The following is a 24,751-nucleotide window of genomic DNA, read 5'->3' on the forward strand; positions in this document are numbered from 1 at the left end:
AAGATATGGATAGCTTTGTAGCATTTATGGAGAAACACTTTATACCAGTCGCATCAAAAATCGGTGCGCAACGCCATTTAGTGGCCATTCGTGACGCTTTTATGGTCAGTATGCCATTAATGATCTTAGGCGCTTTAGCTGTAATGATCAATAACTTGCCGATCCCTGGATTCCAAGAATTGATGAATTCGATTTTTGGTGGTGAAGCATGGAAAGGATTCGGTGCGGCTGCTTGGAACGGAACGTTTGCGATTCTTTCTGTTTTGATTGCGTTCTTATTAGCTTATCATTTAGCAAACGGTTACCGTAAAGATGGCGTATCTGCCGGAGTGATTTCATTAGGTTCATTCTTCGCACTAGGCGGCGCTTTAGGTATGAGTTCAAACGGATTATTTATTGCAATTATTGTCGGAATTATTTCAACAGAGATTTTTGTTCGTTTAAGTGGAAATGAAAAATTGATCATCAAAATGCCAGACGGAGTGCCACCAGCAGTAGCAAAAGCATTTGCGTCATTATTACCAGCGATGATCACGATCTCATTTTTCGCACTAATCGCTGCAATTTTTGCAGCATTCGGTGTTGCTGATATTGTCGGAGCATTCTACACGGTGGTTCAAGAACCATTTATGGGTCTTGCTAACTCTTATCCATCTGCATTATTGCTTGCATTTATTACACCGTTCCTTTGGTTCTTCGGATTACATGGAGCAAACATGGTCGATCCATTGATGCAAACCATCAATGCGCCGGCGATCCAAGCAAACGTCGAAGCGATTGCTAACGGTCAAAGTGCACCATTTATCGTCAACAAACCTTTCTTTGACAGCTTTGTCAATTTAGGTGGTACAGGTGCGACACTAGGCTTACTGATTGCGATCTATTTAGTAGGACGTAGAAACAAACCTTATATGGTCGTAACGAACTTATCGATTGCACCAGGTGTTTTCAACATCAACGAACCAACAATGTTTGGTCTACCAATCGTCTTGAATCCAGTGATGTTTATCCCATTTATTTTAACACCGATGGTTTTAGTAACTGTTGCGTACTTTGCGACATCAACAGGACTTGTACCAGCAGCTACAGTAATGCCACCATGGGTAACACCACCAGTGATCGGCGGATTTTTAGCAACAAACAGTCTTTCAGGCGCAGTGTTATCTGCGGTCAACTTACTGATTTCAATTCTGATCTATCTACCATTCGTTAAAGTAGCAACGATCCAAGAAATGAAAAAAGACGCATTGAACGCGTAAGAAATAAAAAACGGAGAGCAAGTGATTGCTTTCCGTTTTTTTGTGTTACTACTGTTATCATTGCTATTTTTCAGAAAGCAACGTATAGTTTTTGTAAGCATTTTATTTGAATAGGAGGATAGCGTATGAATACAACAGATATTCAAAAAAGGATCGAACGATTCCAAGCATATGGGAACACACTTCCAGGAGCTAAGGTATATTTTCGTGAAGATTGGGAAACGCTTTATTTTGATTTGGATGGTAAACAGTTTGGGATGATGAGTCCAGAAGCAAATGAAAAAGCATTGATCACGTTAAAACATTTTCCAGAAAAAAACGAGGAATTACGAACGATGTACCCTGAGATCATTATACCTGGTTACTATGCCAATAAGAAACATTGGAATTCGATCATGTTAGGCAAAGATGAATTGTCAGACGAGGAAATCGAGAAAATGATTTTGATTTCTTATGAATTGGTACTAGCTAAATTCGCTAAAAAGAAACAAGAAGAAATCAAAAACTCAGTGATAGAAAGTGATTGAAAGGTTGAAAGGGCAGAAATCATTCTCAAGTTGATAAAAAAGGTCTGGAAATAGGGGCAACCTATTTCCAGACGCTTAATAAAATTTGTGCAGATGGACTAAGAATGTTTGGATCGATGATTCGCCTCTACATTTTTGTCACAGAAATAATCAACATCATCGGTCGTCTTAATTCGTCTTTCATACCAGGCATATCTAACATATGTGACGGTGGTATTGGTTCAAGCACATGGTTGATTTGAAAGCCATTAGACAATAATGTCTCAAGATAAGTTGTAATCGTTCGATGATATTTTTTTACAGAAGATCCTAGGAAGTTTGTGTCACGCTCCCCTTCGTCAAAATAATGGTCAACTGGAAAGTGCATGATCTGACTGTCTTCTGTATAAATCCAATCTTGCCGACCATCCGCTGTAAAAACAGGATGTTCAACTGAAAAAAGAAATTGGCCATTCGGTTTTAGAAAGTGATGGATATGCTTGACGAGCTGCTCCCAATTTTCCACATAATGGATAGCTAAAGAACTGAACACGACATCAAACGAGTCTTTTGCAAACTGAATCGTTGAAATATCATCTTTTATATAACTGATCGTGGTGTCATTTGTTCGAGCTCGGGCTTCTTCTAGCATCTTCTCAGACAAGTCGACACCAATGATTTTTTTTGCCCCTTGCGAAGCAGCGTAACGACAGTGCCAACCATAGCCACATCCAAGATCAAGGACTGTTTGTCCATGGAGATTGGGGAAGATAGTTGCAAGCGTTGGCCATTCTCCAGCACCTTGTAAGCCTTTTTTGCTACGAGGCATTTCTTTGTATTGATCAAAAAATTGTTGATCGTCGTAAATGTTTGTCATAATTGTTTCCTCCATGTCATTATTTTATACCACTAAACAACATGGAGCTCGTCTCTTTTGTGTGCAATCATCTCGCTCACTCCTTTGATTTCTATTCTAGCTTAGGTTAGAAAAAGAAGCAAAAATCCAAGCAACAGATAAAAGTACTTCATGGTCTAATTTGACACTGCGTATAGAATGACTGGAGGTTGCAAAATTGAATATGTATCAATGGATCAAGTTAAATGAACACCCAGAGCTAATGGAAGAAACCGCAAGTTGGTTTTCCTCAAAATGGGGAATTCCTGCTGTAGTGTATAAGGAAAGTATTCGTACTGGCATCATTGCGAAGGAAAGTATTCCACAATGGTACGTCGTTCTAGATAAAAATGAAGCAATCGTTGGTGGAGTTGGCGTGATCGAAAATGACTTCCACGACCGTCCAGATTTAGCACCTAATCTTTGTGCTTTATATGTTGAACCGGAGCATCGTAATCAGGGAGTAGCGAAGTGGATATTGGAACAAACCAGAAAAGAGATGCATCGATTAGGGTTTAAACAACTTTATTTGATTACAGACCACACTTCCTTTTATGAACGATACGATTGGTCATTTTTAACGATGGTCAAGGAAGAAAGTGGAACAACTGCCCGGTTGTATCAAATCGCTACAATAAACTAAAAAGAGAAGCGCGAGAGGTGTGTTCAAATCTCGCGTTTCTCTTGTTTGGCTTGTTCTCTTCGTTGTTTTTTTTCATCATAGATAAAGATATTACGTACGATACGCAAGATGGGGCGAGTGGTCAAGAAGATGGCGCCTGCTAAATATAAGTAATTGCTGTAATAATCAGGGATTTTCGTGATCAAAGCAACACTTCCCAGGACATAAAAGATTCCTGTCAGCAAATCGACAGCTAATGAAATCAGCGTGTAACGATTTTGAAAATACAAGCGAAAACGCCGTCCGCGGATCTCAATATCTTCTTCTTTGCCAATCTCGACATCATGGGTATTTCGTTTGATTCTTGGCATATAAAATCACCTAACTAGTTTTTATTTCTACGGTTTCAAAACAACTTTGATATTTTTATCTTCTTTTTTGTCAAAAATCTCGTATGCTCGAGCCGCTTCTTCTAACGGCATTGAATGAGTGATGATCTGAGTTGGATCAAACATTCCTTCTGCAATCATGTCATAAATTTTTGGCATCAAGTGGACAACTGGTGCTTGCCCATGTTTGACGTCAATATTGCGCATAAAGAATTCTTGAAGTGGATAGGAAGAAGCAGGTGTCATATAAACACCAGTGATTTGTACTGTACCAAATTTTTTCACCGCTTTAGCAGCCATTTGGATAGGTGAGATCGTTCCACTTTGTAAGCTAATTAAATTTTTAGCTTTTTCTTTTGTTGGCTCTAAACCATCCATTCCGACACAATCAATGATGACATCTGCACCGCCACGAGCTAACTCATATAAATCATCTCCGGCTTGGTTCACGTCGTCTAATAGATAGGTTTCGATTTGATTATAGCGGACCGCTTTGTCCAAACGATGTTTGACAGGATCGACCGCAATGACACGTTTTGCTCCTGCCATCACAGCAAATTTTTGTGCAAATAAACCAACAGGACCTGAACCTAAGACGACGACTGTATCATCTTTTTTAACCCCTGCATTTGCAACGCTCCAATAAGCGGTTGGTAAAATATCAGATAAAAATAAAACTTTTTCATCAGGTAAATCATTATCTGGAACGATAAATGACGTAGAATCGGCGAAAGGTACCCGAAGATACTCTGCTTGACCACCCCAGTGATTTCCGTTCAATTTACCAAAACCGAATAATCCGCCGTATAATTCTTCCTGATTGGAATTATCACACTGACTTTCCATATGGTTTGCACAAAAATGGCAATGGCCACAACTAATATTAAAAGGAATAACTACACGTTGCCCTTTTTTCAACTTCTTCACTTCGGAACCAACTTCTTCGACAATCCCCATAGGTTCATGTCCAACAACATAGCCTTTTTCCATAACGGATTCCCCATGGTGATAAAGATGGAGATCAGATCCACAAATCGCTGTTGCAGTGATACGGATGATTGCATCGGTTGGTGCTAAAATTTTTGGATCATCAACATTTCTAATTTCCATTTTTTGCTTTCCTTGCCAAGTGACTGCTTTCATCGTAGTGCTCCTCTCCTGTTTTCGTTAATAAAACTAACGATAGTTATTTATAAACTCATTCTAAGGGAATGTTACTTTTTTTCACAATGAAACGCGCTTTTAGTTTTAGTTTAAAACAGTAAAATAACTTTTGACGAAAAAAGGAAGTTGTAGTTTTATTGACTGAAAGTTATAATTAGAGTAGTTGGTTTTCAAAAAAATAAAACGTAAAAGAACAATTTTTTGTGCTGACATAGGAAAGGAGAGAAATGAGAAATAGTCGATTAATCAAAATAATTATAGGAGTCGTGTGTACAGTCTTGCTCTTTTTTTTATCGATTGGCGGACTTTTTTATACGACTTTAGCAAATGAAGGATTTATGAATGAGCAAATCAAACAAGCAAACTACATACAAAAAGTAACGAAAGAGATCAATGGTCGTGTCCAGAGCTACCACCAAGAAGCAAGAGTCACTCCAGAATTACTTGCCGACAGTGTATCTGAGGAATTAGTCAAAAAGAATATCGAGCATTTTGTCAAAGAAACTTATCGCGGCAAGCAACCAAGCTTGATCCAAGCAACGGAGTTGGAAGAACATATCAAAGAGACGATCCATACATATAAAACAGAACATGAGATCAATATTGAAGAAGGGATTGCGGGAGAAGAACTCGCTTTACATATGATCGGCGGGATCTTTGAACGGAGTGTCCAACCAAGTTATCTGCATCTTTTTATTCGAGGAATCAATGACCTGAGCCACCAGGTACTTCACTATGCTTGGGGCATTGTGAGTGTGAGCCTATTGATCTTAGCGGGGTTCATGTATTTCAATCCAGGCTCTATCCGTTCACGTATCAAAAAATTTGCGTGTAGTCTGATGGGCGCTGGACTGATAAGTCTAGCATTTGCCGCAACTTTATATTATGCGCAGATTTTGCAGACGGATGAGCAAATGGAGTCACTTCAAGTCTTGATGCGAACATATCTTTCTAACTTTACTTTGATTGTTTTACTGGTCGGAGGAAGTGAGATTGTTGTGGGCGGCTTCGCATGGCTCCTTGCGAGAAGAGAAAACAAAAAAAGAACTGTCGGGCAAAATCAAAAGTAGCGAAACAACAAAAATCCTCTACCTATGGAAATAGGTGGAGGACTTTTGTTTTAGGACTGAAGTAGCACAGGAAAGTGAACTCCTTTAGTGAACCTCAATCAAACATTTTTTTCGCTGCACGCATCAACGTAGGGATATCTTTGTCATAACGTGGTGTTTTCACCAAACGTGACATTGGAATACCTGCAAAATGGAATGCCGCAATTTCTCCTGAACGAACAGCACTTTGTTCGGTAAAGATCATTTGGTAAGGCTGTTCAACGAACTCACCGGTAAAGGCAAGGTTTGTTGAATGTTTAGGAATGACTTTTGGTCGATCACTTTTCGCACGATTGTTGAATAAGGCAGAAGCATATGGCATGTAAACCGGAATATTATTGATGACACTATCGTAGATTTCGGTTTCTTTTTCGCGAATGTTTACTGGACCAGGATCAACTTTTGAAAGCTGACCAAGCAATTCTTCCAACATTTCTTTTCCGTTCATTTTAATATACTCTTTGTCGACAAATTCACCACGACGTCTTGGATACAAGAAGTAGCCCCAAATCACTGTTTCATTCGGTTTTTGTGAAGTGAAATGCGGTTGGTGATGCACGACGATCGACATATTGACATCTTTTTGACCAAGTGGGGTGATCGGTGTTGTTGAAATAAATGAATTCAACGCATTACCTGGTTCTTGTGTCGTGATACGTGTGATCTCGTTTAGCAACACATGATTTTTCGTTGTCAACGTAAAGCTGACCCATTCACTTGCGTCACGATCTGCGAAAAATTTATCTGGATTACCTAAATTGTAGAATTTTTCACTGGCTTTTTTCCACAAACTAGAAGCAGCACCGTAATCCATATTTTCCTCTGCGGGTGTTTCGTAGTCGCCAAGTGTTGCCGAATCAGTGATCGAACCATTCGTAAATAATACGCCAGTATCTCCATCAACGACGACATGTTCTTCTTCTTGTGTTTTTGTATTGATCATTTTCAAGCCAGTCACAGTGATTTCATCTTGCATCGCTGTTTCTTTGAATTCCCAGTCAATGACACGACGATTCAAAATGATTTTACAACCTTGTTCTTTCAAATAATTGATCAGTGGCAACATAATACTTTCGTATTGATTATAGCGTGTCCGATTGACCCCAACTAAATGCTCGATTTGAGTAAACTCATAAATCATTTGGTGCATATAGCGACGTAATTCTTGTGCAGAACTACGTGTTCGAAAAGCAAAAGTCGTTTCCCACATAAACCAGAAGTTTGTTTCAAAGAAATGAGGATCATCTTTGAAATACTCAGCAATCGTCACATTATCTAATTTTTCTTCTTCTGAATCAGGCATGGCGATCAGTTTCGTTAATAATACGCGATCTTTATTGTTGAATCCTAATTTACCGCCATCAATGATTCCCTTGCCACCTTCCAACAAACGAGCTTTATCAAAAGTCGGATGTTTGGCATCGAAATCTCGTGTATCTTCTTCGGCTGTCATGCCCGGTTCTGTAGCAGAAGGGATGCGACTGAGTAGATCCATCAAATCGACATACGTACGGTAATTCAGCATACGTCCACCACGTGCAACGTATCCTTTTTGATTTTCTAATGGGTGATTTTTGTTCCAATATTCATCAGTAACTGTGTCCACAGGAGCGCCATCATTTGATCCATGGTCATCTAAGGAGTAGAAAGTGATTTGATCTCCACGCCATTTGCCTTCTTGGATCAAATAAACAGCTGCTGCCATATTCGCGATTCCTGCACCAATCATAATTGCTTTCTTTTTTTGCATTGTCCAATCCTCCAATATCTCCTAAATCATTGTATTCTGGCTAATTTTCTAGATTGATTCAAATTCGTCATAAAGGTGACTATCATCTTCTAGTAAGCCTGTTTTTTTGCCAAGATAAACAGCACCTATAGCGACTAGTCCTAAGCCAATGCCTACTTTCAACCATTTCTTGTTCATAAAAAAACCTCCTTTTGGTTTGTGAACTATTTCTACTTCAAAGCATAGAGCGTTTAGAAAAATAAGCCAAATGATAGGGTAAGGAAACAACCTGGGTTTTTGACAGTTTGGAGGAAGTGTCTGTTTTTTCGTGTGTTTTGTAATAAATTCTTAACAAAGAGAAGTAAAAAAAAATTTGGGAATGAGTTATAACGCGTTTTAATTCATGTGAATCAGAAAGGTGTGGAAAAGATGAAGAGTTTAAAGGTGAGAAAAATTGGGAATAGTGTCGGTATCATTTTACCTAAGGAACTTAGGTTACATGAGGGGAATATTTTGAGCTATACGAAAGAAGGTACAACATTGATAATTGATACAAAAGAAGTGATGAGAGAACAAGACCGTAAAGAAATAGAAAAAGCATTTACTGATTTCTCAAAAGGTTTAGTAGTTTCCGAATCTGAAATGAAAGATACTTTTAGTAAGTATGGTTGAGGTGAGTAGATGGTGTATACGATCGTGTATTCGGAGAGTTTTCGCCAGGGGTTAGAGCAGTTGATCAATGGATGGGGAAATGAATTATTTTTATCTAAAGAAAATATTCGACATTTTACAAGGATGATCTATCAATCAATCGAACTTACTAAAAATTTTCTCGAAATGCATGAAGAAATATCTGCGTTGTATCATTTTCATGAACGTACATATCGTATATTAATCGGAAACAAATATGCCATATTTTACCGAATAAATAAAAAGAAACATCTTATTTTGATTGGCAATATTTTTCAGCAACGTCAGATGAAGCTCAGCGTTCAATAGCTAATAGTTAGTTTTGCTCAAACTGGACGAAACTCCATACTCTTAGTAGGATAGGAGTAGAAGAAAAAGTGGGGTGTAAAGATGTTTAGTGAAACGTTGGTCCATTTGTTGGAATGGGTGACTGCGATTTTGAATATTTTCTCGATTTTAGTCTTATTGGTTGGTATTTTTTTAGTTTTAAAAAATTTGATAATGGAACGCCCATTGATCAAAGATTATGCGATGCGTAATCGGCGGAATGCGGATATTCGAAAACTACTAGCTAGTTATATTTTGTTGAGTTTAGAAGTACTGATCGTGGCAGATCTCATTGAATCTGTCATTAAACCAACTTGGACAGACATTTTAAAATTAGCATTGATCATTATCATTCGCACGATCATCTCTTATTTCTTAAATTTAGAAATCGCGAGTCATGTATCGCATGAAAGAAGGGAAGTTTGATGGAGATCAGTTGGATGACACTTCTTTATCCATATCTTGAATGGTTGGTCTTGATTTTAGATATTTTTGCTATTGTGGTCTTATTATGGGGTGGCTTTCTTTCGATCAAAGATTTTTTGAAAGATTCCTTGAACCCGTCATTCAAACAAAATGAACGGATTCATCAAAATAATGGCATCAAAAAAATGCTAGGTGGGTATATCTTATTGAGTTTAGAGATATTGATTTCTGCTGGGATCATCGAGTCAATCATCAAACCGACATTACAAGATATTTTTCAGTTGGCCGCATTAGTGGTGATTCGTACGATCATCTCTTACTTTTTGAATAAAGAAATCGGTCCAGCGGATGTCTAAGTTTGCAGGATCATCATAGACAGAATGTGCAAATGATATTAGTGATCACGTCTCTTAAAATTGAATAAATAGTTTTTCAGAAAGTAACGATTATAAAAAAAGCTAGAAAAACCAAAATTTTGTAGGATGAATTTTTGGTTTTCTAGCTTTTTTTATGGAACTGTCTAGTTTTTTCACACGCTTTATTCGACAGAATAAATGTGTGCAAGAGTTACTATTACGAAAGCCTCCCTCATGAACTATTTTTTACAAGCAATATAATCGCTTGTTCCACTGTTTCGACTGAGATTGGAATAACATGTTCCATGGACAAGGCAACAGGGGTGTAGAGTGTACGTTCACACAACAGCCGGTTAGAAGAGGCTGCCACAAAATCGAGAGCTTCTTTACTTAATTGTTTATAAATCATTGGCTCAACGGAAATGTCACATGTCGTAACGGCCTCTAAAGCTTCGCGATAAATCAGATATTTGATATCTGAGTTGGTCACGATCCGCACAGTTAATTTTTGTTTATCTAAGCGTAAAATACCAGTCAATTCAATAACGAATGACCGCAGACAATTTGGATTGATCTTTAATTGATAAGGAAGTGCATGGCTCCAATCGCTAACGATCCGTTTTACTTCTTCAAATAACTCTCGTTGTTCATCGGTCAATAAATGAAATTTTTCAGGTAAGAACAATTGATAGTTTTTCCAAGCAGAACGCAAAATACGGATCAACGCACGCTCAAAAGCTTTGTTTCCAAGAAAAGGATGGTCAAAATGTTGTTCAAATCGTTGGATCAATTGTTTTGTCTCTGGATTATTTTCAATAAAGACCTGATGCAATTGGGCAAAATCATCTTCGATTGCTTCATAAGAATCAAATCCATAATCACATAGATTGAACAGTATCAGAATAAAATAAAATTCATTTGGTTGAAAAAATTGCTTGAACGGACTTTCTTCCCAAGCAGCAAGAACGAAATGATAAATCGGTCTCTTTTTGATTTCATCGATGAATGATTGATCGATTGATAGCGGGGCATCTTTTTGATAGAACAGACTGATCAGAAAGCCTGTTTGCAAAATCTCTTGGGTATCCCGATCATAGATACGTCCACTTTTTTTAGTGACTGCTTGAATAAATTCTTGCGCTTGGACATCAAAGGAGCGAGGAAGAGAGAAGTCTGGCAATGTGCCTGTCCGATAGCTCACATTTAGCAAAACCAAGCGTCTTTCGATGTCAGTAAAGTGGGGGGAATGATGTTCAATAGCGATATCGCATGCTTGAAAGTAGTCTAACACTTGTTTCTTCAATGCATAAGCTTTGCTGACTGAAATAAATTCGAGTTCAGTCAATTGAATATAATCTGGTTCATCTTCTAAGTAAAGAAGGCAGGTTTTTAAAAATAAAGACGGTCGAGAGAGTCGTTGCATCAATTGGAAGCGAGAAGTTGTTGGTGCGAAGTATAAAGAATAGGTTTCTTTTTCTTTTGATTGATAAATGATTTGGTCGCTCAATTCTCTACTTAATGATTTGATATCATTAAGTAGAGTGGTTTGACAAACATGTAACAAAGTAGCTGTCGTTGGAAGATGGACTTCTTTATTTACATAAAACTGACCACAAAGAAAGAGTTGGCGTAAGAGATTTTTCTCAAGATAATGTTCAATCATGGGGAATCCTCCCTATTTGTATAGTCATGCACAAGCACTTAGCTATTATGCCATGTTTTTTGTAGATACGCACCTATCACTTAATCTTTCTTAGCAAACAAGATGCTAAATTTACTTATATTTGTTATTGTATCTGTTTTATTTAAAAAAATTGGGAACTGATTGATAAAAAGAACCAAATAGAAAAAATAAATATGACTATTTTTCAACGAATAAGTACATTGGATTTCTTTTTTTTGTTCGTGAATTAAACGTTATAATCAATATAGTAAACCGTTCTTTGGCAGGAAGTTTAGTCACATCGTTCGTTTTTTTAAGCTGAAAATACAGAATAATCAGACTTTATTTTTTTTGTCTTCAAAGTAAGGAGTGTAAATAGATGTTATTAAAAAAAAATTTTAAAATTTGAGCGTATAGTCAAACACGTAAACTGATCAAGAAACAACAGCCGGCTGATTATTTCCTGTGATCAGGTAATAAGAGAGGAGAAATGAATCATGAAAGATATGGATATCAAAGCCGTCTTTATTGGCGACAAAACAGAAAATGGCCAAGTGTATAAAATGTTATTGAATAAGATGGTGGATGAACATTTAGGTTGGCGTGAAAATTATTTACCAGCTGACCTTCCCGCAATCAGTGAAGCAGACAAATCAACAACATCTTATCTTGCGACTCGACAACATATGATGGAAGTCTTAGATGAAGTCAGTGAACGAATGCGTGCCGGTTCAATTCCTTGGCATTCAGCCGGACGTTATTGGGGACAAATGAATGCAGAAACATTGATGCCAGCTTTGTTGGCTTATCACTTTGCGATGCTTTGGAATCCTAATAACGTGGCATTGGAATCCTCAATGGCCACATCACAAATGGAAGCAGAAATCGGAGAAGACTTTGCGAAGCTGTTCAGTATGCCGAATGGTTGGGGACATCTGACAGCGGATGGTTCGATTGCGAATTTAGAAGGTCTATGGTATGCCCGTTGTATCAAATCAATTCCTTTAGCGGTCAAAGAAACTTACCCTGAAAAAGTGAAGGACCTTTCGGATTGGGAATTACTTAATCTATCTGTAGAAGAAATCTTAGAAATGATCGAAACATTTACTGATGAAGAATTAGACAATGTCAAAGCTGCATCTTCACGAAGTGGGAAACACATCCAAGAATTGGGCAAATGGCTTGTTCCTCAAACCAAACACTATTCATGGATGAAAGCATTAGATATTTGTGGTGTCGGGTTGGATCAAATGATCGCGATCCCCGTTGATGACTGCTACCGAATGGATGTCCAAGTATTGGAAAAGACGATTCGTGAACTAGCTATCCAACATATTCCCATCCTAGGTGTGGTCGCTGTTGTAGGTACAACAGAAGAAGGACAAGTCGATCGTGTCGATCAAATCGTTGAACTTAGAGAAAAATTGAAAGATGAAGGCATTTATTTCTACCTTCATGTGGATGCAGCTTATGGTGGCTATGCTCGTTGTTTGTTCATGAATGAAGCGTATGAATTTGTGCCTTACGCATCATTAGCAGAATTTTATGAAGAACATCATGTTTTCCATCATGAAGTGAAAATCGAACGAAGTGTTTATGAAGGATTCAAGGCAATCAGTGAAGCAGAATCAGTGACCGTTGATCCCCATAAGATGGGTTACGTTCCTTATGCGGCTGGAGGAATCACGATCAAACATAAAAGTATGCGGAATATCATCTCTTATTTTGCACCTTATGTATTTGAAAAATCGGTTAAAGCTCCTGATATGTTAGGTGCCTATATTTTAGAAGGCTCAAAAGCTGGGGCAACGGCTGCAGCAGTTTGGACGGCGCACCAAGTTCTCCCTTTGAATGTCACTGGTTATGGTCAATTGATCGGTGCATCAATCGAAGCTGCTCAACGTTTCCGAGAATTTCTTGGTCAATTAAGCTTTACTGTCAATGGCAAAACAATTGAAGTCTATCCATTGAATCACCCAGATTTCAATATGGTCGATTGGGCATTCAAAGTCCAAGGCTGTACGGATTTAAAAGAAATCAACCGTTTGAATGAAAAAATGTTCGATGTGTCCTCTTATATGGAAGGGGATGTGTACGCAGAACGCTTCATCACTTCTCATACGACCTTCACGCAAGCGGATTATGGCGATTCTCCAGTGGCATTTGTTGAAAGCATGGGTGTTCCAAAAGAGGAATGGCAAAAAGAACAACAAGTTACTTTGTTGCGAGCTGCTATCATGACTCCGTATTTAACCGATGACAACATCTTTGATTATTACACCGAAGCCATCAAACACGCAATGGAAGAAAAACTAAGAGAAGTTCTTGCGTAGTTTTAGTGATAGAAAGAAGGATCGATCATGACAGACTCAAAATCTACCAAACAACTGTCAACGTTAACGTTTATTGGGATGACTTGCGCTTTAGTCGCAAGCGTCCGTAATATTCCTGATGTCGCTGCCACTGGTTGGACGATGTTGTTTTATATGTTAGTTGCTGTACTCTTTTATGCGTTTCCGATCTCTCTGATTTCAGGAGAGTTTGCAGGGATGTTTCCTCAAAAGGGAGGGCCAGAACTATGGGTCTCTCAATCCCTCGGTAGAAAATGGGGATTTGTCGTCTCTTGGCTTTTATGGGTTCAAATGTTTCCAGGGATGGTCATGGTTGCCTCAGCACTTGCCCCATTGTTTGGCAACATGGTCAATAACGTCCCATTGGGCTTGAATAGTAAATTCACATTACTCGTGATTTTAGTCGTTTATTGGATCATCACACTATTGAACTTAAAATTCGACATGGCAAAAATTGGCGGGAAAATCGGTGTCTGGTTGGGGTTGTATATCCCGTTGGCATTGATGCTCCTATTGGGTGTCGCAGCATGGATCAAGGTCGGTATCATGCCAAATGGAACATTAGGAAAATTTTCTTGGGATCTTTTAGTTCCCGATCCAAGTACTGCAAAATCATTCGTTTATTTTGCACCGATCATGTTCATTTTTACTGGAATCGAAATGTCTTCTGTTTATATCACTCGATTGGCACATCCAGTTAAAACTTATATACGCGGTATTTTCGCTGCGTTAGTTTTTTTATTTGTAGTAAACACGCTGAATGCGTTGGTCGTTGCCAATGTCGTACCAAAGGGTCAAATGGAGTTGAATAATATTGCCCAATCCATTTCGATCGATTGCCAAATTCTTGGCTTGCCACATATGATTGTGAACCTATTCAGCTTACTTGTATTTGTCGGTGTCGCTGTACAATTGTCTGCTTGGGCTTCTGGTCCAGCCAAAACTGTTACAGAAAGTGCAAGAAAAGGCGCGTATCCTCCTCGTTTCAATTTTTGGAAAACCAATGAATTTGATGTGTCAAAAGCGGTGATCTTGACACAATCTATTATCATTTCTGTGTTTGCCCTATTTTATTTATTGATTCCAGGAGTCAATCAAGCATTTTTGATGTTAGTAAATGCAACGACAGTGATTTATTGTATCGTCTATCTTATCATGGGTGTCGCATTCTTACGTTTTAGAAAAACAAATCCAACTATCCCTCGTCCATTTCGAATCGGTAAAAAAGAGGGAAATGGGAATCTCGGTGCATGGCTTGTTGTGTTAGTCTTATTTGCAGCAATCGTTTTTTCTGTCGGACTTACATTAAAAGCTGGTACATGGATCAACTTTGTGGCTGTCGCATTGATCAGCGGCATTCTTTTTGTTGCCCCATTATGTATCGAAAAAATTAGAAAACCTTCTTGGGAACAAGAAATAAAAAACAAATTGAGTGAACAAAAATCAACGAAGCAATCGGAGTAAAGGGGAAAATTTCGTTTGAAAAGCAAACCTAGAAACCTGGCTCATATTAAATCACACTAATTATTTCATGTTTGCCTGAAATAATCGACATAAGAAACCCTCCTTCTTACGTATAATAAGTATTATCAAATGAAATACAGGAGGGATTGCCGATGACATGGTACAAAGAAACTGCTGAACAAACAATGAATAAATTAAAGACGACCAAAGATGGTCTTTCAAATCAAGAACGTACCAGTCGTTTAGAAATACAAGGACGAAATGAAATAGAAGTAAAAAAGAAAGTGAGTCCGCTTCGGAAGTTTTTGAAGCATTTTACGGATTTGTTGATGATCATCCTGATGGTGGCTTCTGTCTTGAAGTTTTTAACGGGTGATTATATTGAAGGTAGTATTATTTTACTTGTAGTGATCATCAATAGTTTTGTTGGTTATTGGCAAGAAAGAAAAGCAGAAGAGTCACTCAATGGGCTAAAAAGTTTAATGAGTCAAGACGCAGTGGTTCTTTCTGAAGGCGTCAAGAAAAGTATCCCTGCCACTGAGATCGTGCAAGGGGATATAGTTAGTTTAACAGCTGGAGATGTCGTGCCTGCCGATATTCGTTTAGTCGAAACATATGGTTTGATGATCGAAGAAGCTGCGTTGACCGGTGAATCCGATGCGGTAAAGAAAATGAGTGAGCCGTTAGTCGATGAATTAGGCGCAGGAGATCAACTCAATATGGCTTTTTCAGGTACACTTGTCCAAGCTGGATCGGCGCTTGGTGTCGTCGTTGAAACAGGGAATACGACAGAGATTGGTAAAATCAATCAGGCATTACAATCAGTTCAACAACAAACGACCCCTTTGGTTCGCAAGATCCATCAGTTGAACAAGCAAATCTTCAGAGGAATCGTTTTTCTAAGTTTATTCTTGATTTTCTTTACCTCATTTAGGTATGGCTTAGAATGGAACTTTTTATTCTCAACGATCATTGCGTTGATCGTTTCTATGATCCCCGAAGGCTTGCCAGCGGTATTGACGATGATCCTCTCACTGGGGGTCAATGAAATGGCACAAGAACAAGCGATTATCAAAGGACTACCTTCCGTTGAAACACTTGGTTCAATGACGGTGATCTGTTCAGATAAAACGGGTACGTTGACTAAAAATGAAATGACTGTTGTGGAAACAATGACAGAAGATGAGACACGCTTACTTGAAATCATGAAAAATTGTCAAGAAGTGCAAACGAAAGATGATCAAGTAGTTGAAACGTTGAGTGGCAATCCAACTGAGCTGGCTTTATTACGATACACAGCTGAACAGAATCTTCCCCTAAAAACGGCGCTTGCTAAACTGCCATTTAGCTCAAGTTATAAATATATGGCAACATTGCATGAAGAACAGGACCATGCAGTAGTGTTTGTCAAAGGAGCGCCAGAAGTTTTATTATCGAAATCTTCTTTGTCACAATCAGAACAGCAACAATGGATCAACCAAGCATCACAACTAGCAAAAAAAGGCCAACGTGTATTAGGGTTCGCCTACAAGCAATTGCCTATTGAGCAAGAATTAGACCATGCACAGTTGCAACAACTGACATTTGTTGGGATTGCAGGAATCATTGATCCACCAAAAGAGAGCGCGATCCAAGCGGTAAGAGAGTGTCAGCAAGCAGGGATCTCGGTGAAAATGATTACTGGTGACCATAAAGACACAGCCCAAGCAATTGCTGATCAAATCGGGTTGAAGCATACGAGTAATGTCCTTGAAGGGATCGATATCGATCGACTCTCTGATCAAGATTTAGCGAAGAAAGTGAGCAAAGTCGATGTCTTTGCTCGAACGACTCCGGAGCATAAATTAAGGATCGTAGAAGCTTTGCAGAAGAATGGTGAAATCGTTGGGATGACCGGTGATGGTGTCAATGACGCGCCCGCATTGAAACGAGCAGATGTGGGAATCGCTATGGGGATCAAAGGAAGTGAAGTCAGTAAACAAGCCGCAGATATGGTTTTAGGCGATGACAACTTCCATACGATCGCTAAAGCAGTCAAAGAAGGACGCCGGATTTTAGATAACTTACAAAAAACGATCAGCTTCTTCTTACCTACATCTTTAGCACAAGGTTTGGTGATCATCTGGGCATTACTTGCGAATCAGCCATTGCCTTTGACACCGATCCAAATCTTATGGGTCAATATGGTGACAACAATCACGTTATCCTATGCGTTAGGTTTTGAACAAGCAAGTAAAGACACGATGAGTCGGCCACCAAGAGATCCCAACCAAGGGATTTTGACTAAGTACAATGTTTTCCGGATTTTCTATGTGTCCCTCTTGATCATTATCCCAGCTTATTGGTTGGCAATGCAGTTTGAAGGTCAAGCCTTACAACAAACTGTTCTTTTACAAAACATTGTTGCTGCCCAAGCCGTCTATATGATCAATTGCCGTGAGCAAGTCGATGCTTCATTGAATAAAGGCTTCTTCCAAAATAAATTCTTATTTATTTCATTAGGTATTTTATTTGTCCTCCAAACTGGAGTCATTTATCTACCCTTTGCGCAACAAGTCATTGAAACAACAAGTTTGAGCTTTGCTCAACATTTACCAATCCTTGCAAATGTACTTCTATTATTTACAATCGTAGAAGTTGAGAAACGAATCAGTAAAACATGGATCAAAAGAAAAGAAAGAGAAGCTTTTGCCGGTAACTGAGAATCGTCGATCGTTCAAGAGATAAAGGCAAAGCGGCAGTCTTCCCCTAGGTTACAGTAGAGGAAGGCTGTCGCGTTTTATGTTTTAATCCTTGGAGCTGAACGCTTCTTTTACAACATGATAAACGGTGTTCAAAAGCCAGCTCCTTCAATATTAAGTCAAAAATCGAAAAAATATGAGAAACTATTTTCTCAATTTCTGCCTTAATACTTGGAGCTGAACGGCTTTTTCACAACCTAGATAAACGGTGTTCAAGAAGCAACACTTCAATAATAAGCCAAAAAAATCAAAAATGAAAAAGCCATTTTCGATTTTCCTGTTTTATTACTCAGTGCTGATCGCTTCTTTCACAACCTAGATAAACGGTGTTCGAAAAGCTGACCTTCAACATTAAGCTGAAAAATCAAAAAATATGGAAAGCTATTTTCTGATTTCCCATCTTACTGCTCAGGTCATAACGCTTTTCTCACAACCTAGATAAACGGTGTTCAAAAGCCAGCTCCTTCAATATTAAGTCAAAAATCGAAAAAATATGAGAAGCTATTTTCTCAATTTCTGCCTTAATACTTGGAGCTGAACGGATTTTTCACAACCTAGATAAACGGTGTTCAAGAAGCAACACTTCAATAATAAGCCAAAAAAATCAAAAATGAAAAAGCCATTTTCGATTTTTCTTTCTTATTACTCAGTGCTGATCGCTTCTTTCACAACCTTACAAATAACTTCTAAATGTGAGTTCGGTCAATTGGTCGAGCTCATTTTTTGTTGGTATGGTAGAGATGTAGATGATTGGTATCGGGACTTGGTCGAGGGGGGTGTTTGAGACGAACAAGTCGCTTTTATGGAACGTGATGTCAGAAAGTTGAGATAATTCTACTGGGATCAATTGAACTCGTTTCCCAAAGTAATCATTTAATTCTTGTTGCAAAAAGGCTTTCCAAGAGGGTTCGCCTTGAAAGAAGAAATACAGGTTCAATTTATTTGGACGAATGGATAAGATCGCTTGTTGGATCAAGAAGGATAGTAGGCGTAGAAAGTATTCGTCTTCTTGGACAGGTAACTCTTGTTTCAGTTGCTCAAGTAATTCTTGTTTGAATGGGTACAACTGTGGATATTGTTGCTCATATTCTTCCAAGAAATAGTGATACTGCAAATTCAACTGCTCGATCAAGATAGGTGATTCATGATATTTCAACAATAACAAGATCAGGTTATCAGCAAGTTTTGTCTCGTTTAATTCTTCTAAGTGCAACGTATCAGCTAAATCTTGAACGAATTGTTTGATCTTGCCCGAAAAAGGATAACTTTGCAAGATATCTGCTACGGGTTCTTGGTATTGGTTATTGTAATTCCAACTTTCTAAAAAGCAAAAGAAGGCAAAAATCAATTCATTTTTTTGTAAATAAACGCCTTCTAATTCATAAAGTGCGGTCAATTCAGTGGCATATGTGGAATAAAGAGTATCCTCAGGTTCAAAGAAAGAGTCCTCGATACGGCAGTTTGCCTTAACACGTATCGTGTTGATGAAAAACCAACAAATGCCAAAAATCTCTTCTGTTTCAACAGAAAAAGGGGTTTGCTTCAAGCGTTTCAAAAAACGAAAGTAATGGGATTCATGGATGGAATAATCTTCAAAAAAATAATTATTATGAGTAAATGGCATCAAAAGACGATGATAAAACAAGCGGATCGCATTCTCAGAACCACTCATCGTACTTGTATATTTTGTCAGCTTGATCTGTAACCCATAACGAAGGAGTTGGCGATTGACTTTTCTTGTATGGCGTTTCAGCGTTTCGTAAGAAAGTCCATTGGCTGCTAAGAAATTGGTTGTGGAACATTCCTTTGTAAACAATAGTTCTTTGATCAATTGTACACTAACGGATTGCTTTAGAAACAATTCCCACAGATCATTGGCAAGTAGATTTTGTTGGTTGAGTAAACGAATCCCTGACTGATCACTATCGATCAACCAGCCATCAGGTAATTGTGAGCGGATGACTTGTAAGTCGGAAAAAATCGTACGTTCCGTTGTATTTGTTTCTTCAGCAAGCTCATTGACAGTGATTTTGGGATGGTTTAAAAGTAGTTCAATCAACGTGACTTGTCGTTGTAAATCTTTTTCAGTGATGATTTGATGCATGAGCGAGTACATCCAACATCCCTCCTTTTAAAACAAATTATAACACAATCCTTGACTTACATAAGCGGTTTCTTGTAGTTTTGGAGTAAGAGATAACAGCGTGGATTTATTGAAAGGAATGAATTGTAATGACAACAAAAAACGAAAAATACAAACGTTTATTAGCGATCGCAGAAGCCGGTCTCTTCTATGGCAAAGATCCATTTGACGAAGAACGTTACCAAGAATTGAAAGCGATCGCTTTATCATTATTAAGTAATGGCGACAAGGAAATCGAAGAACGCCTTGAATTTATTTTAGAACAAAATGAAGGGTATCCAACACCCAAAGTCGATGTACGTGCCTTTATCAAACAAGAGGATAAAGTACTGTTAGTGGAAGACAGCCATACAAAAGAATGGGCATTGCCGGGCGGTTTTGCGGAAATCGGCTATTCACCAAAGGAAAATATCGAAAAAGAGGTGAAAGAAGAAACCGGGCTAACGGTGACGGTGGATCAACTACTGGCGATTTTTGATACCAATACCCGAAAAGATATTCCACAAGCCTTTCAATACTATAAAGTCATTTTTGGATGTTCGATCATCGGAGGTTCTTTTATCACAAATAATGAAACTTCAAACAGCGCCTTTTTTGCATTGGACGATTTACCTACTCTTTCCCAAAAACGGACGACAGAAGAACAGCTTGCGATCTTAGCGACAGGTCATTTGCCTTATTTTGACTGATCAATATGTTTTTGTTGCATTTGCAACAAAAATCAGTACAATAAAAGTACAACTAAAGGAGAGAAGAGATGGCTGAGATCATAAGAGAAATCGGCGCGATAGCACGAGCGTTAGATTCGATCAGTAATATTGAGTTCAAGGAAGTCGCTTTGACGAGGGGGCAATACCTGTATCTCGTTCGGATTTGTGAAAATCCAGGCATCATTCAAGAAAAAATAGCCGAAATGCTTAAAGTCGATCGAACGACAACTGCCCGTGCGCTGAAAAAGCTGGAAAGTAATGGCTTGATTCGACGTGTAACGGACGAACAGAACAAGAAAAATAAAAGGTGTTATCCAACAGCCCAAGGAGAAGCACTTTATCCGATGATCATCCGAGAACACCATCATTCTACGAAAGTCGCTTTAGCTGGCTTGTCTGAAGAAGAAATCCAACAGTTGGAAAGATTATTGACACACGTAAGGAAAAATATCAGCGAAGACTGGAATTTTGTAAAAAAGGGCAATAAACGCCTGTATTGAAAGGGATGTTGGAGTGGGAAAGGTAGAAATCAGACCGATTGTGGGAAGTGAAGTGGAACGCCTTCAAGCAATCAGCATTGAAACGTACACAGATACTTTTGGCGAATATAACACGCAGGCAGATATGGATGCATATCTTTCGCAAGCATATGATTTGCAGCGATTGACAAAAGAACTGATCCATCCAGAATCAGCTTTTTTCTGGGCGCTAGATCATGGCGAAATTGCGGGTTATCTAAAACTGAACATAGGAAAAGCACAATCCGAGGAAATGCCTGAGGATCATCTAGAAATCGAACGGATCTATATTCGACCATCCTATAAGAAAAAAGGGATCGGCACTCACTTGATGAACTGGGCGTTGGCTCAAGCGAAAGCACAGGGAAAAACAGCTGTGTGGTTAGGTGTGTGGGAACATAATGATCCAGCCCAAGCTTTTTACCGTAAGCATGGTTTCATACGCCAAGGACAACATGTGTTTTATATGGGAGACGATGCACAGATCGATCATATTTTAGTCAAAAAAATCAATGAGGTGTAACGAATGAAAAAATTTGTAGCAGATCCATCATTTTGGGAAGTGTTCCCAGAAGCAAAAATTGAGATCCTAACGGTAGAAGGGATCAATAACGAAGTCGTTGAAGAAAACAAAGCAGATTACTATGACAAATTAAATCGTGCTGCTAAAGAAGCAAGAAATTATTTAACAGAAGAACCTTTTAGTCAAAATGAAGTGATTGCACAATGGCGTCAAGCGTTTACCCAGTTCAAGACAAAAAAAGGTGCACGTTCATCGATCGAGGCACTGCTAAAAAGAGCCAGTCAAGGTCGCGAATTTTTCCCGATCAGTCCGTTAGTGGATATCTATAATAGTATCTCTTTGCGCTTTGGCGTACCCTGTGGCGGAGAAGATCTTGACACGATCGTTGGGGATCTTCATTTGGGTAAAGCTCAAGGTGGAGAAAATTTCTTGCCATTAGGCGCAGAAGCAGATGCGCCCGCATTACCAGAAGAAATCATTTATTATGATAAAGAAGGCGCAGTTTGTCGCTGCTTTAACTGGCGTGAAGCGCAACGGACTATGTTAACAGAAAAAACGACGAACGCTGTGTTGGTGATCGAGGCAGTCAACGCACAACAAGCAGAAGTTGCCGGAAAAGCAATGACTGCTTTACAAGAAGACATTGAACGAACATTTGGTGTAACGAGTACTAGACAAACAGTGACGAAAGAACAACCAGAAATCACTTTGTGACCGGACACGTAGGAAATAACCAAAACGATGGAGTCACTCGTAATCTTCAAACAAAGCAAACTTGAAGATTGCGGGTGATTTGTCTTTTGATCGCTTAACACGAAAATAAGCAACGTTCGCTCAATCATCTTGTGCTTAATAGCAGTAACTTCCACTAAGTGTGTTTCCGCTTTCGTGCTATAATGAAAACAAGCTTTTATTTAGAGGAGGCGTTGTCAAATGATCCATAAATCTCGTGTCATGCTATATGTCGAAGATGTCGCATTAGTCAGTCGGTTTTTCGTTGAGCAATTGAAGGCAGAAATAGTTGAAACGTTGGAATTGCCAGAGGAATATCAAAGCATTGTCTTGCGTATGTCGCAAGAATTGGAGTTGGCTATTTTTCCTCGGACATTCGTTGAACGATTTTCACCAGAAGTGTTAGGACCACCACCGTCTATGATTTTCTTTACAGATAAGTTTGACGAACTTTACGAACAAATCGAAACAGCTGGTGAAATTTTGGAGAATAATGGCTTGTTGACGTTTAACTTTTCCGATCCTGAAGGAAATTTTTTTGTGATGGCAAAATTAGAATCGACAGAAAAAGTAGATGAAAGGGAGACAGAAGATGAAAATCTCGATCACTGAAACACTTGAAGATTATTTCAAAAAGCAACGGATGAAAAAGAGTGATAAATTGAGAATGAAGAATTTGAAATCTGGGAAAAATCCTGCCAAAGGATGGAATAAAATGGTCGATACAGGCTTCGGTGGTTTAAATTCATTAGATTATCGTGGAAAAGGGAGTAATTTACCGATCAGCCAAATCGACAATCAGCAATTTCGTGCGGAAGAACAAAAGCGAATCGGTAAAGAAACCCATAGATAGAAGCTTCTTCAACTATTGTGTACTTAGTTTTATTTATTAGTAATCGACATACTCTTCTCTAAATGAAAGCGGAATAGGTAAATAGTAATGTTCGGATTTTTGATTAAATCCGAATTTTTTGTTTACTTATTTCTTTATTTGGGATAATATTAAACACGTTGTTTTATTAATAAATCTAATATAGTAAGAACTTTTTTATAAATGTTCGGTTTTAGGGGGATGAACGATGAAGGAAAAGATACTTTCCTACTTCGAGATTGACGCACTGAATACGACGGTGAAACGTGAGATACTGGCTGGGTTTACGACATTTATCTCTATGGCATATATCTTATTTGTCAATCCAACAGTGCTTGGTGCTTCGGGGATGGATGAAGGGGCAGTGTTTACTGCGACAGCATTAGCCAGTGCCATTGGCTGTATTTTGATGGGGGTCGTTGCACGCTACCCGATTGGAACAGCACCTGCGCTAGGAATCAATGCCTTTTTTGCTTACTCGGTCTGTTTAGGTATGGGGATTCCATGGGAAACAGCATTGGCAGGGGTGTTTGTCGCTTCGTTGATTTTTATTTTGATCACCATTTTTAAATTACGTGAGATGATCATTGATGCCATTCCAACAGACTTGAAGTTTGCGATTTCTGGCGGGATTGGTTTGTTTATTGCCTTTCTAGGCTTGAGTGAAGGTGGCTTGATCGTGGCAAATGAATCAACGCTTGTTGGCTTAGGTTCATTGAGTGTCGGTTCCACTTGGTTGACGATTTTTGGATTAGTCATTACCGCGGTATTGTTAGTTCGTCGCGTACCAGGAGGGATTTTTATCGGGATGGTAGCAACCACGCTTCTAGGACTAGTCACTGGACTGATTCCTATGCCTTCACAGCTTGTTGCGGCAGCACCTAGCTTGAAACCCACTTTCTTAGTTGCATTGAAACACGTTGGTGATATCAATAGCTTACAAATGTGGGTAGTCGTTTTGACGTTCTTGTTAGTGACATTCTTTGATACAGCTGGAACATTGGTTGGCCTAGCAAACCAAGCTGGTTTCATGCAAGATAACAAAATGCCACGTGTTGGGAAAGCATTAGCTTCGGATTCTACTGCGATGTTAGCTGGTTCATTGTTAGGTACATCGCCAGTTGGGGCTTTTGTTGAGTCATCCGCAGGGATCGCCGTTGGTGGACGATCTGGATTAACTGCAATCACAACAGGGATTTTATTCTTGTTCGGGTTGTTTTTCTCACCATTATTATCAGTCGTGACTTCTCAAGTAACTGCACCTGCGCTGATTTTAGTTGGTGTGTTGATGGCCCAATCGTTACGTCAGATCGAATGGGGAAAAATGGAGATTGCGATTCCCGCTTTCTTGATCTTGATCGGTATGCCGTTGACTTATAGTATCTCAGATGGGATTGCATTAGGATTCATCTTTTATCCAATCACCATGTTAGCAGCAAAACGTGGCAAAGAAGTCTCACCGATCATGTACGCGCTGTTCTTTGTCTTTATAGGATTCATGTGGATCTTGAATGTTTGATTGATTTAGGTAGAACTTGAGTGTTCATTCGCTTTTAAAAGAGT

General features: G+C 38.8%; 25 protein-coding genes. 18 read left to right on the forward strand and 7 right to left on the reverse strand.

All coding sequences use genetic code 11. The features are described 5' to 3' along the window. The first annotated feature begins 5 nt into the window (after positions 1–5). Together I2F89_RS02375 and I2F89_RS02380 are read left to right on the forward strand one after the other, a co-directional pair. Positions 6–1,259 (forward strand): PTS sugar transporter subunit IIC, encoded by a 1,254-nt coding sequence (locus tag I2F89_RS02375; RefSeq protein WP_019723248.1) that lies wholly within the window; start codon positions 6–8, stop codon positions 1,257–1,259. 125 nt (positions 1,260–1,384) lie between these two features. Continuing rightward, positions 1,385–1,786, forward strand: coding sequence for an MmcQ/YjbR family DNA-binding protein (locus I2F89_RS02380; RefSeq protein WP_074799646.1), 402 nt, complete (start codon positions 1,385–1,387; stop codon positions 1,784–1,786). A gap of 127 nt (positions 1,787–1,913) precedes the next feature. Here I2F89_RS02380 and I2F89_RS02385 read toward each other — a convergent pair whose 3' ends face one another. Continuing rightward, positions 1,914–2,642: a class I SAM-dependent methyltransferase gene (locus I2F89_RS02385; RefSeq protein ID WP_074799647.1), complete on the reverse strand. Its 729-nt coding sequence runs from the start codon at positions 2,640–2,642 to the stop codon at positions 1,914–1,916. A 202-nt stretch (positions 2,643–2,844) separates the two neighbouring features. Between I2F89_RS02385 and I2F89_RS02390 the strand changes: the two genes are divergently transcribed. Then, on the forward strand, positions 2,845–3,303 hold the full coding sequence (locus tag I2F89_RS02390) for a GNAT family N-acetyltransferase (protein ID WP_181880084.1): 459 nt from the start codon (positions 2,845–2,847) through the stop codon (positions 3,301–3,303). A gap of 23 nt (positions 3,304–3,326) precedes the next feature. Here the strand turns inward: I2F89_RS02390 and I2F89_RS02395 are convergent, their stop codons facing one another. Both I2F89_RS02395 and I2F89_RS02400 read right to left on the reverse strand, forming a co-directional pair. Continuing rightward, a complete protein-coding gene (locus tag I2F89_RS02395; RefSeq protein WP_115357166.1) occupies positions 3,327–3,653 on the reverse strand; it encodes a YrhK family protein in 327 nt (108 codons plus the stop codon). A 27-nt stretch (positions 3,654–3,680) separates the two neighbouring features. Continuing rightward, positions 3,681–4,814, reverse strand: coding sequence for an alcohol dehydrogenase catalytic domain-containing protein (locus I2F89_RS02400; protein ID WP_195513356.1), 1,134 nt, complete (start codon positions 4,812–4,814; stop codon positions 3,681–3,683). 248 nt (positions 4,815–5,062) lie between these two features. Between I2F89_RS02400 and I2F89_RS02405 the strand changes: the two genes are divergently transcribed. After that, positions 5,063–5,905 carry a hypothetical protein gene (locus tag I2F89_RS02405; RefSeq protein WP_195513358.1) on the forward strand — a complete coding sequence of 281 codons (843 nt, stop codon included), beginning with the start codon at positions 5,063–5,065 and terminating at the stop codon, positions 5,903–5,905. A 94-nt stretch (positions 5,906–5,999) separates the two neighbouring features. On the opposite strand, the gene I2F89_RS02410 is transcribed toward I2F89_RS02405, so the two are convergent. Both I2F89_RS02410 and I2F89_RS02415 read right to left on the reverse strand, forming a co-directional pair. Next, a complete protein-coding gene (locus tag I2F89_RS02410) occupies positions 6,000–7,694 on the reverse strand; it encodes an oleate hydratase (protein WP_074799650.1) in 1,695 nt (564 codons plus the stop codon). 48 nt (positions 7,695–7,742) lie between these two features. Further along, positions 7,743–7,871: a methanol dehydrogenase gene (locus tag I2F89_RS02415; RefSeq protein ID WP_074799651.1), complete on the reverse strand. Its 129-nt coding sequence runs from the start codon at positions 7,869–7,871 to the stop codon at positions 7,743–7,745. 231 nt (positions 7,872–8,102) lie between these two features. Here I2F89_RS02415 and I2F89_RS02420 point away from each other — a divergent pair, with 231 nt between their 5' ends. From I2F89_RS02420 to I2F89_RS02435, 4 genes are all read left to right on the forward strand, one after another. Next, the gene (locus tag I2F89_RS02420) at positions 8,103–8,345 is read left to right on the forward strand and encodes an AbrB family transcriptional regulator (protein WP_086335363.1); all 243 of its coding nucleotides are present in this window, start codon (positions 8,103–8,105) and stop codon (positions 8,343–8,345) included. Positions 8,346–8,354: 9 nt separating this feature from the next. After that, complete coding sequence (locus I2F89_RS02425) at positions 8,355–8,672, forward strand: hypothetical protein (protein WP_086335364.1); 318 nt, start codon at positions 8,355–8,357, stop codon at positions 8,670–8,672. Positions 8,673–8,753: 81 nt separating this feature from the next. Beyond that, the gene (locus I2F89_RS02430; RefSeq protein WP_115357175.1) at positions 8,754–9,116 is read left to right on the forward strand and encodes a DUF1622 domain-containing protein; all 363 of its coding nucleotides are present in this window, start codon (positions 8,754–8,756) and stop codon (positions 9,114–9,116) included. Continuing rightward, positions 9,116–9,472 (forward strand): DUF1622 domain-containing protein, encoded by a 357-nt coding sequence (locus I2F89_RS02435; RefSeq protein WP_019724648.1) that lies wholly within the window; start codon positions 9,116–9,118, stop codon positions 9,470–9,472. The genes I2F89_RS02430 and I2F89_RS02435 overlap by 1 nt, the downstream gene beginning before the upstream one ends. A 232-nt stretch (positions 9,473–9,704) precedes the next feature. On the opposite strand, the gene I2F89_RS02440 is transcribed toward I2F89_RS02435, so the two are convergent. Next, entirely contained in the window at positions 9,705–11,135 is a 1,431-nt protein-coding gene (locus tag I2F89_RS02440) for a DNA-binding protein (RefSeq protein ID WP_195513360.1), read from the reverse strand. Positions 11,136–11,632: 497 nt separating this feature from the next. Between I2F89_RS02440 and tdc the strand changes: the two genes are divergently transcribed. The 3 genes from tdc (at position 11,633) to I2F89_RS02455 (ending at position 17,652) form a co-directional block, all read left to right on the forward strand. Continuing rightward, a complete protein-coding gene (gene tdc, locus I2F89_RS02445) occupies positions 11,633–13,468 on the forward strand; it encodes a tyrosine decarboxylase (protein ID WP_195513362.1) in 1,836 nt (611 codons plus the stop codon). Between the two features lie 27 nt (positions 13,469–13,495). Continuing rightward, a complete protein-coding gene (locus tag I2F89_RS02450; RefSeq protein WP_062805805.1) occupies positions 13,496–14,950 on the forward strand; it encodes an amino acid permease in 1,455 nt (484 codons plus the stop codon). 152 nt (positions 14,951–15,102) lie between these two features. Continuing rightward, positions 15,103–17,652 carry an HAD-IC family P-type ATPase gene (locus I2F89_RS02455; protein WP_195513364.1) on the forward strand — a complete coding sequence of 850 codons (2,550 nt, stop codon included), beginning with the start codon at positions 15,103–15,105 and terminating at the stop codon, positions 17,650–17,652. A 712-nt stretch (positions 17,653–18,364) separates the two neighbouring features. Here I2F89_RS02455 and I2F89_RS02460 read toward each other — a convergent pair. Next, positions 18,365–19,807, reverse strand: coding sequence for a helix-turn-helix domain-containing protein (locus tag I2F89_RS02460; protein WP_195513366.1), 1,443 nt, complete (start codon positions 19,805–19,807; stop codon positions 18,365–18,367). Positions 19,808–19,923: 116 nt separating this feature from the next. Here I2F89_RS02460 and I2F89_RS02465 point away from each other — a divergent pair, with 116 nt between their 5' ends. The 7 genes from I2F89_RS02465 (at position 19,924) to I2F89_RS02495 (ending at position 24,707) form a co-directional block, all read left to right on the forward strand. Continuing rightward, positions 19,924–20,523: an NUDIX hydrolase N-terminal domain-containing protein gene (locus I2F89_RS02465; protein WP_071866213.1), complete on the forward strand. Its 600-nt coding sequence runs from the start codon at positions 19,924–19,926 to the stop codon at positions 20,521–20,523. 68 nt (positions 20,524–20,591) lie between these two features. Next, a complete protein-coding gene (locus I2F89_RS02470; RefSeq protein ID WP_062805801.1) occupies positions 20,592–21,044 on the forward strand; it encodes a MarR family winged helix-turn-helix transcriptional regulator in 453 nt (150 codons plus the stop codon). Between the two features lie 13 nt (positions 21,045–21,057). After that, complete coding sequence (locus I2F89_RS02475; protein WP_195513368.1) at positions 21,058–21,585, forward strand: GNAT family N-acetyltransferase; 528 nt, start codon at positions 21,058–21,060, stop codon at positions 21,583–21,585. Between the two features lie 3 nt (positions 21,586–21,588). Next, positions 21,589–22,299 (forward strand): B3/4 domain-containing protein, encoded by a 711-nt coding sequence (locus tag I2F89_RS02480; protein WP_019724095.1) that lies wholly within the window; start codon positions 21,589–21,591, stop codon positions 22,297–22,299. 219 nt (positions 22,300–22,518) lie between these two features. After that, positions 22,519–22,929: a glyoxalase gene (locus tag I2F89_RS02485; protein WP_071866217.1), complete on the forward strand. Its 411-nt coding sequence runs from the start codon at positions 22,519–22,521 to the stop codon at positions 22,927–22,929. Further along, a complete protein-coding gene (locus I2F89_RS02490; RefSeq protein ID WP_019724093.1) occupies positions 22,910–23,170 on the forward strand; it encodes a hypothetical protein in 261 nt (86 codons plus the stop codon). The genes I2F89_RS02485 and I2F89_RS02490 overlap by 20 nt, the downstream gene beginning before the upstream one ends. Positions 23,171–23,396: 226 nt before the next feature. Continuing rightward, on the forward strand, positions 23,397–24,707 hold the full coding sequence (locus I2F89_RS02495) for an NCS2 family permease (protein WP_071866218.1): 1,311 nt from the start codon (positions 23,397–23,399) through the stop codon (positions 24,705–24,707). Positions 24,708–24,751: the final 44 nt, after the last annotated feature.

The organism is Enterococcus sp. 1001283B150225_161107_E12, assembly GCF_015556925.1.
Classification (GTDB): Bacteria; Bacillota; Bacilli; order Lactobacillales; family Enterococcaceae; genus Enterococcus_B; species Enterococcus_B mundtii.

What these genes read in the sequence shown, in the direction of transcription:
- I2F89_RS02420 (WP_086335363.1), top strand. Translation starts at nt 8,103, where the DNA reads ATGAAGAGTTTAAAGGTGAGAAAAATTGGGAATAGTGTCGGTATCATT.
- I2F89_RS02430 (WP_115357175.1), top strand. Translation starts at nt 8,754, where the DNA reads ATGTTTAGTGAAACGTTGGTCCATTTGTTGGAATGGGTGACTGCGATT.
- I2F89_RS02390 (WP_181880084.1), top strand. Translation starts at nt 2,845, where the DNA reads ATGTATCAATGGATCAAGTTAAATGAACACCCAGAGCTAATGGAAGAA.
- I2F89_RS02435 (WP_019724648.1), top strand. Translation starts at nt 9,116, where the DNA reads ATGGAGATCAGTTGGATGACACTTCTTTATCCATATCTTGAATGGTTG.
- I2F89_RS02425 (WP_086335364.1), top strand. Translation starts at nt 8,355, where the DNA reads ATGGTGTATACGATCGTGTATTCGGAGAGTTTTCGCCAGGGGTTAGAG.
- I2F89_RS02495 (WP_071866218.1), top strand. Translation starts at nt 23,397, where the DNA reads ATGAAGGAAAAGATACTTTCCTACTTCGAGATTGACGCACTGAATACG.
- I2F89_RS02455 (WP_195513364.1), top strand. Translation starts at nt 15,103, where the DNA reads ATGACATGGTACAAAGAAACTGCTGAACAAACAATGAATAAATTAAAG.
- I2F89_RS02415 (WP_074799651.1), bottom strand. Translation starts at nt 7,871, where the DNA reads ATGAACAAGAAATGGTTGAAAGTAGGCATTGGCTTAGGACTAGTCGCT.
- I2F89_RS02490 (WP_019724093.1), top strand. Translation starts at nt 22,910, where the DNA reads ATGAAAATCTCGATCACTGAAACACTTGAAGATTATTTCAAAAAGCAA.
- I2F89_RS02465 (WP_071866213.1), top strand. Translation starts at nt 19,924, where the DNA reads ATGACAACAAAAAACGAAAAATACAAACGTTTATTAGCGATCGCAGAA.
- I2F89_RS02485 (WP_071866217.1), top strand. Translation starts at nt 22,519, where the DNA reads ATGATCCATAAATCTCGTGTCATGCTATATGTCGAAGATGTCGCATTA.
- I2F89_RS02440 (WP_195513360.1), bottom strand. Translation starts at nt 11,135, where the DNA reads ATGATTGAACATTATCTTGAGAAAAATCTCTTACGCCAACTCTTTCTT.
- I2F89_RS02375 (WP_019723248.1), top strand. Translation starts at nt 6, where the DNA reads ATGGATAGCTTTGTAGCATTTATGGAGAAACACTTTATACCAGTCGCA.
- I2F89_RS02380 (WP_074799646.1), top strand. Translation starts at nt 1,385, where the DNA reads ATGAATACAACAGATATTCAAAAAAGGATCGAACGATTCCAAGCATAT.
- I2F89_RS02410 (WP_074799650.1), bottom strand. Translation starts at nt 7,694, where the DNA reads ATGCAAAAAAAGAAAGCAATTATGATTGGTGCAGGAATCGCGAATATG.
- I2F89_RS02460 (WP_195513366.1), bottom strand. Translation starts at nt 19,807, where the DNA reads ATGTACTCGCTCATGCATCAAATCATCACTGAAAAAGATTTACAACGA.
- tdc (WP_195513362.1), top strand. Translation starts at nt 11,633, where the DNA reads ATGAAAGATATGGATATCAAAGCCGTCTTTATTGGCGACAAAACAGAA.
- I2F89_RS02400 (WP_195513356.1), bottom strand. Translation starts at nt 4,814, where the DNA reads ATGAAAGCAGTCACTTGGCAAGGAAAGCAAAAAATGGAAATTAGAAAT.
- I2F89_RS02385 (WP_074799647.1), bottom strand. Translation starts at nt 2,642, where the DNA reads ATGACAAACATTTACGACGATCAACAATTTTTTGATCAATACAAAGAA.
- I2F89_RS02405 (WP_195513358.1), top strand. Translation starts at nt 5,063, where the DNA reads ATGAGAAATAGTCGATTAATCAAAATAATTATAGGAGTCGTGTGTACA.
- I2F89_RS02450 (WP_062805805.1), top strand. Translation starts at nt 13,496, where the DNA reads ATGACAGACTCAAAATCTACCAAACAACTGTCAACGTTAACGTTTATT.
- I2F89_RS02395 (WP_115357166.1), bottom strand. Translation starts at nt 3,653, where the DNA reads ATGCCAAGAATCAAACGAAATACCCATGATGTCGAGATTGGCAAAGAA.
- I2F89_RS02470 (WP_062805801.1), top strand. Translation starts at nt 20,592, where the DNA reads ATGGCTGAGATCATAAGAGAAATCGGCGCGATAGCACGAGCGTTAGAT.
- I2F89_RS02480 (WP_019724095.1), top strand. Translation starts at nt 21,589, where the DNA reads ATGAAAAAATTTGTAGCAGATCCATCATTTTGGGAAGTGTTCCCAGAA.